A 5,334-nucleotide genomic window follows, 5' to 3' on the forward strand; every position below is an offset into this window, starting at 1 on the left:
CTAACAGGAGCTGTAACATTTGTGTATCCTAAATTAATTTTAGCAGAACCTACCATTGCTTTTGCTTGCTCGATATTAGCAGCAGCAATTTTTTGAGATGCTTTGGCTGTTTTTAACTGATAATCAGAAACTACTTTGTTCTGAACAAGTGGAGTCAATTTATCAACTTCTAAGTTGGCGTTGATTAAAGCCGCTTCAGCTGCATGAAGACTTGCCAAAGCATTGTTTAACTGCTCACGAAACGGACGCTCATTGATTTTAAATAACGTTTGGCCTTTATTTACGTAAGCACCTTCATCAACAAAAATTCTGTCAAGATTTCCGCTTACTTGTGGGCGTATTTCAACATCAACAGTTCCTTGTATAGAAGCAGGATATTCAGAGTCAGTGATTGTGTTTGCACTAGTTATAGCCAACACTGGTAAAACCGGCGGAGGTGGAGCAGTAGGAGCCTGATTTTTATCGGCACAGCTGCTTAAAACTAATGCCAAAATAAAACTGGTTATAATTACATTTTTCATTTTCATTGTGGTTTTAATTGGTTGAACATTTTCTCGGGTAAAAAATTTGGGAATTCTGGAATTCTCGGGATTCATATTTAATTGAATTAAATTATCTAACATTGTTAAGTAAATGAGCGCAAACTTCTATACTTTAATGATTTTCAACTGTGTTCTTAAATCGGTATTAAATTATCTAACGTTGTTAAGTAAAAGTCTAAAAAAAGAGTTTTATTACCTCTATTAAATTTTCTAACAGTGTTAAGTGAAGGTTATAAAAAAAAGGATTTTATATTATCCGATTAAATCATTTTACACCGTTAAGTAAAAATTGAAAAAAATATTATTGTATTGATTTGATGATACCACCAATGGCATCTTTCAAAATTTGAGCATTAATTGTTTCTAAAATGTCACTTTTGTTAATGATATTAATGGCGATTAAACCATGAATAACAGAAAAGAAAGTGAAGTACTTTTGTTTTATAATATCTTGACTCGGATTACTGTCTTTCATTACTTCAGCAATCACTTGAGTAAATAATTTGTAAGGTCCTTCTTGAGCCGAACATCGCTGTGCGCAGCAGGTCATTTGAACACCAAACATTAACTGATACATTTCAGTATTAGTAAAAGCGAAGTCCCAGTAAGTCATCCACATGGCTTCTAATTGATCTTCGGGTTTCTCAAACTTATCAATTGCAATTTGCAGTTCTTTTGTCAGTTTGATAAAACCTTTGCCAGTTAGTTCTTCTAAAATTGCTTCTTTATTTGAGAAATATTCATAAATAATAGGAGCAGTATATTCGATTCTGTCGGCAATTTTACGCATACTCAAACCATTCCAGCCTTCTTCTTTTACGATATCATAAGCAGCGCCAAGGATGTTGTTCCTTGTCTCTTCTTTTTGTCTTAAAATTCGATCTTTGCTAGCCATTATATTCGAGTATTAAATCGTTTAACACTGTTAGGCAAATGTATGGCAGATTTTCGTATTTCAAAATATTTTTGTCATAATATTTTCTTATTGTTCCATAGATGGATTAGGAAGCCCTTAATTTATTGAGGTTTTCGCTTTTAATATTTTTTAGAAGCAGGACATTTTTCGTTTTTAAGAACGTTTTGTCCCGCTCTACATTATATTTTTTGTGGTGAACCCCACCACAAAAAGATGCCATTTCGATTGGGCTAGGAGAGAACATAAATTTTTTCATTAGAACTTTGTCAAAGTTTACCACAAAGTTTGTCATTTCGAGGAACGAGAAATGACAAGATTGTGAAAAATCGATAATAAAATCGATGATTTATTGATTACTTCATTCCCCGAACTTTCATTACTATTGTATAAACACTTTTACCGGCAGTAATAAATAATGTTTTAAATTTTTTTCCTCCAAAACAAACATTAGCTGTCCAAGATTCAGGAACATCAATATGAGCTATTTTTTCTCCTTTCGGATTGAATATGGTAACTCCTTTTCCGCATAAGTAAATATTTCCTGACTCGTCTATTGTCATTCCATCTGAACCAGATTCAGTAAACAGCGTTTTTTTACCTAAAGAACCATTATTTTCGATTGTATAAGAGTACGTTTTATTTCCTGCTATATCCGCAACGAATAACGTTTTTCCATCCGAAGTTCCAATAATGCCATTTGGCTTTACAAGATCATTCTCAACGTTGATAATTTTGGATTTATCTGGAGATAAATAGTAAACGCATTCTTTCTCTATTTCTTTGGAGGTATGTGTCCAGTAATCTCTTTGGTAAAATGGGTCTGTAAAATAGATGCCGCCTTTTGGGTCAACCCAAAGATCATTAGGGCCATTCAGTCTTTTTCCTTCAAAGTTGTTTAGTAATACAGTATGATTTTTGTTTTTGTCTATTTTCCAAAGCTCATTTTTTTCATCGGCGCAAGCCAAAAGATTGCCTTTGTGATCAAAATACAAACCGTTAGCTCTTCCAGCATTTTCCATAAAAACAGAAAGTTTACCCTTAACCGACCATTTCATAATTCTATTATTAGGCTGATCTGTAAAATAAATATTTCCTTTTTTATCAGCTGCAGGTCCTTCTGTAAAACTGAATTGATTTGACAGTTTTGTGAGAACCGCGCCTTTTGCTATTATGGAATAACTTTTTTCTTTTGATGTCTGAGCGAATATGAAATTTGTAAAAGTTAAAGTAATAAGAAGTAAAAAGTATGATTTTATTTTAAGTTGGAATAGGTTCATCATAAATAGGTTTGAAAGTTGCTTTTGAAGCGTTTTTAAAAGTAATTTTTATTTTTGATATTAAATGCAATGAAATTAGAATTTTATTTTAATCTCAATTTATCAAAAGCATTTTTTCGTAACATTACAACAAAAAAAATGAAAACGCTAACTATCTTAAAAACCACAATTGCTGTTTTATTTTTCCAGCAGACCTTTTCTCAGGAAACCAAAAAAGAAATAGCATCGCCACAATACACAATCGAAAACTGTGTCAATCACTTTGAGTTAGAAAAAGCTACCAAAACAAAAGTTGGATACCAATATTGGTTTGCCAATAAAGATTTCACTCAAGAAAACACTTTAAAAATGAGCATTGTCGAACCTGGAAAATCGACGCACGCGCCACATCACCATCCTGAAGAAGAATTTTTCTATATCTTAGAAGGAACTGCCGAATTCTTCCTTGACGGAAAAACTGTTACAGCAGGTCCAAATACCAGTTTTTATTGTCCGCCAAATGCCGAACACGGAATTAGTAATGCAGGGAAAACAGATTTGAAATATTTGGTCATTAAAAAGGATTTGAGGTAAATATATTGCAGAAGTTCAAAAAAAAGGTAATTATTTAAATTGCCTCTAGCTTTAGCTGGAGGTTAATAATTTAGTTAATGAAAAAGGCTTTAGCCAAAAAATACATTTGGCTAAAACCTCAATAAAGAGTTACAAATAAGCTTCCAGCTAAAGCAGGAGACTGCCGAATATTTTATTTACTTCAATACAACAACTTCTTCGGGAATCATAAACAAAAGCGTGCAGCCAGTTCTAGAAAATACAGAATGCGTGCTTCCTGGAGGCATGTACAAATAATCGCCAGCTTTTAATTCGTCTTTTCCAGAACGTACTTCGCCTTCTAGAACATAAATTTCTTCACCTGCTGGATGTACATGATTTGGGTACGATGCGCCGGGCTCAAATTTTAAAAGAAAAGTTGGTGGACGGTTAGTAGCAGCATCAAAGCGTAATACTTTAACATAAATTCCGACTGTTTTTACACCTGCTTCTTGAAGAGGTTTCCACTCTAATTCATTGCTTTTTGTGATTTTAGTTTCCATATGTATTCCAATTTAATTAGTTAATTTTTCAAAAGATATTCATCCAAACTCCATCGGTATTTGTCGGCAGTTGCTAAGAGAAAAGCGCCCATAGAAAAGACAAATACAGAATAATCAAGAGGATCTTTTATTCCGAAAGAATAAGTCATTGCCAGTGCAAATAGAAAAGTTAAGATAGAAACGCCAATAGCAGTTTTTCTGGTCTGATATCCAATCAGCAATAAAACAGCAAATAAAGTTTCCAGAAAAGTGCTTGCAATAGCAATTGACGGAATGAAACTTTTAGGTAAAAAAGAATTTACTTGTTCGGCGTAAGCCAGAAAATTTTTCCATCCCGAAGATTGTTTTCCAAGCAAACCCAACCTACTTGAAACGGCAGATAAAAATCCAATTGCCATTGCGATTCGTAAAAGCAAAATGGCATAATCCTGATATCTTTTCATAAACTATTTTATTAGTAATTAATCAGATACAAAGATCAGGCAGTGGTGCTTTTTAAAGAATAGAGAATCTTGGAAAAAACATGTAATTAAGCTTGAAGTCAAAAAGTCTTTTGACTAATATAACGTACTATTTGTCATTTCGACGAAGATTTCTCCTTCGTCGAAATGGCATAAAATGAGAAAAAATTTCGCGACTTTGCGAGCAATTTTCTGCGTTCAACAAAATAATCGTTACAGCTGAACAACTTTCTCCTTATAAGATTTCGGAGAAATATTTGTGTGTTTTTTAAAGAAGTTTGAAAAATAGAAAGGATCATTAAAACCTAAAGCATAAGCGGTTTCTTTTACCGATAATTTCTCATAAGTAAACAAACGTTTTGCTTCAGAAATAACTAATCCAAAAATGATATTTTGAGCTGTTTTATTGCAATGCAGTTTAGAGAGTTCGTTTAATTTGGCTTCGGTGGTGCCTATTAAATTGGCGATTTCATTTACCGAAAGATTTTTATCAAAATTCCCTCGAATAGCTTCTAAAAAATGAAGAAACAAGGCATCTGGTTTGTAAATTTCTTCTCCCAGTTTTATTTTAGAACGATTGATTTCGATTAAAATCAATTGAATTCTAGAATGAATAGAAATGAGGTATTGATACGGTTTTTGGGCAATTTCCTGTTGAATAAGCTGTAAAGCATCGACCACCAATTTGTCGTCATCTACTTTTATCACTTCATTCATTGCAAAATGACAGAACAAACTATTATGAAAAATGAGTTCGATGTCATTATCATTTTTGCAGAAGAAATCGTAAGTAAATTCGAGAACAAATCCGGTTGCGTTGTTGCTGTTTTTTATAAAATGAATTTGACCAGACGTTATCGTTAAGACCGAATTTTTGGTGATTACATATTCGTTTTCATCTACCGAAAGCGTTATTTCGCCAGATGTACAAAAAAGAAGGACATATTTTAATACACGTCTAGGATGCTTTAAATCTTCTGCTTGTTCAAACGTCTTTATTTCAATCATTTGCTTTTGATTTTTAGCGCTAAGTTCGATAAGATT

General features: G+C 32.9%; 7 protein-coding genes. 1 reads left to right on the forward strand and 6 read right to left on the reverse strand.

The window, feature by feature from the left end; all coding sequences use genetic code 11:
- The 3 genes from B3J44_RS16985 to B3J44_RS16995 all read right to left on the reverse strand — a co-directional run.
- Positions 1-596, reverse strand: a 596-nt coding sequence (locus B3J44_RS16985; RefSeq protein ID WP_414654817.1) for an efflux RND transporter periplasmic adaptor subunit, incomplete at its 3' end; no start/stop codon positions are given.
- A 247-nt stretch (positions 597-843) separates the two neighbouring features.
- Entirely contained in the window at positions 844-1,437 is a 594-nt protein-coding gene (locus tag B3J44_RS16990; protein ID WP_068842436.1) for a TetR/AcrR family transcriptional regulator, read from the reverse strand.
- A gap of 374 nt (positions 1,438-1,811) precedes the next feature.
- Positions 1,812-2,738 carry an SMP-30/gluconolactonase/LRE family protein gene (locus B3J44_RS16995; protein WP_286969847.1) on the reverse strand — a complete coding sequence of 309 codons (927 nt, stop codon included), beginning with the start codon at positions 2,736-2,738 and terminating at the stop codon, positions 1,812-1,814.
- 135 nt (positions 2,739-2,873) lie between these two features.
- On the opposite strand from B3J44_RS16995, the gene B3J44_RS17000 reads away from it, so the two are divergent.
- Positions 2,874-3,308, forward strand: a complete 435-nt coding sequence (locus B3J44_RS17000) for a cupin domain-containing protein (RefSeq protein ID WP_286969851.1) — start codon at positions 2,874-2,876, stop codon at positions 3,306-3,308.
- 176 nt (positions 3,309-3,484) lie between these two features.
- On the opposite strand, the gene B3J44_RS17005 is transcribed toward B3J44_RS17000, so the two are convergent.
- From B3J44_RS17005 to B3J44_RS17015, 3 genes are all read right to left on the reverse strand, one after another.
- On the reverse strand, positions 3,485-3,829 hold the full coding sequence (locus tag B3J44_RS17005; protein ID WP_286969853.1) for a dimethylsulfonioproprionate lyase family protein: 345 nt from the start codon (positions 3,827-3,829) through the stop codon (positions 3,485-3,487).
- Positions 3,830-3,849: 20 nt separating this feature from the next.
- Positions 3,850-4,272 (reverse strand): DoxX family protein, encoded by a 423-nt coding sequence (locus B3J44_RS17010; protein WP_286969854.1) that lies wholly within the window; start codon positions 4,270-4,272, stop codon positions 3,850-3,852.
- Positions 4,273-4,503: 231 nt separating this feature from the next.
- The coding region (locus tag B3J44_RS17015) for an AraC family transcriptional regulator (protein WP_349678300.1) at positions 4,504-5,334 on the reverse strand (831 nt) is incomplete at its 5' end.

This window comes from Flavobacterium sp. UBA4854 (assembly GCF_002399805.1).
GTDB classification, from domain to species: domain Bacteria; phylum Bacteroidota; class Bacteroidia; order Flavobacteriales; family Flavobacteriaceae; genus Flavobacterium; species Flavobacterium ginsengisoli.

Coding starts and splice junctions, on each gene's coding strand:
- B3J44_RS16990 (WP_068842436.1), bottom strand. CDS start 1,437: ATGGCTAGCAAAGATCGAATTTTAAGACAAAAAGAAGAGACAAGGAAC.
- B3J44_RS17005 (WP_286969853.1), bottom strand. CDS start 3,829: ATGGAAACTAAAATCACAAAAAGCAATGAATTAGAGTGGAAACCTCTT.
- B3J44_RS17010 (WP_286969854.1), bottom strand. CDS start 4,272: ATGAAAAGATATCAGGATTATGCCATTTTGCTTTTACGAATCGCAATG.
- B3J44_RS16995 (WP_286969847.1), bottom strand. CDS start 2,738: ATGATGAACCTATTCCAACTTAAAATAAAATCATACTTTTTACTTCTT.
- B3J44_RS17000 (WP_286969851.1), top strand. CDS start 2,874: ATGAAAACGCTAACTATCTTAAAAACCACAATTGCTGTTTTATTTTTC.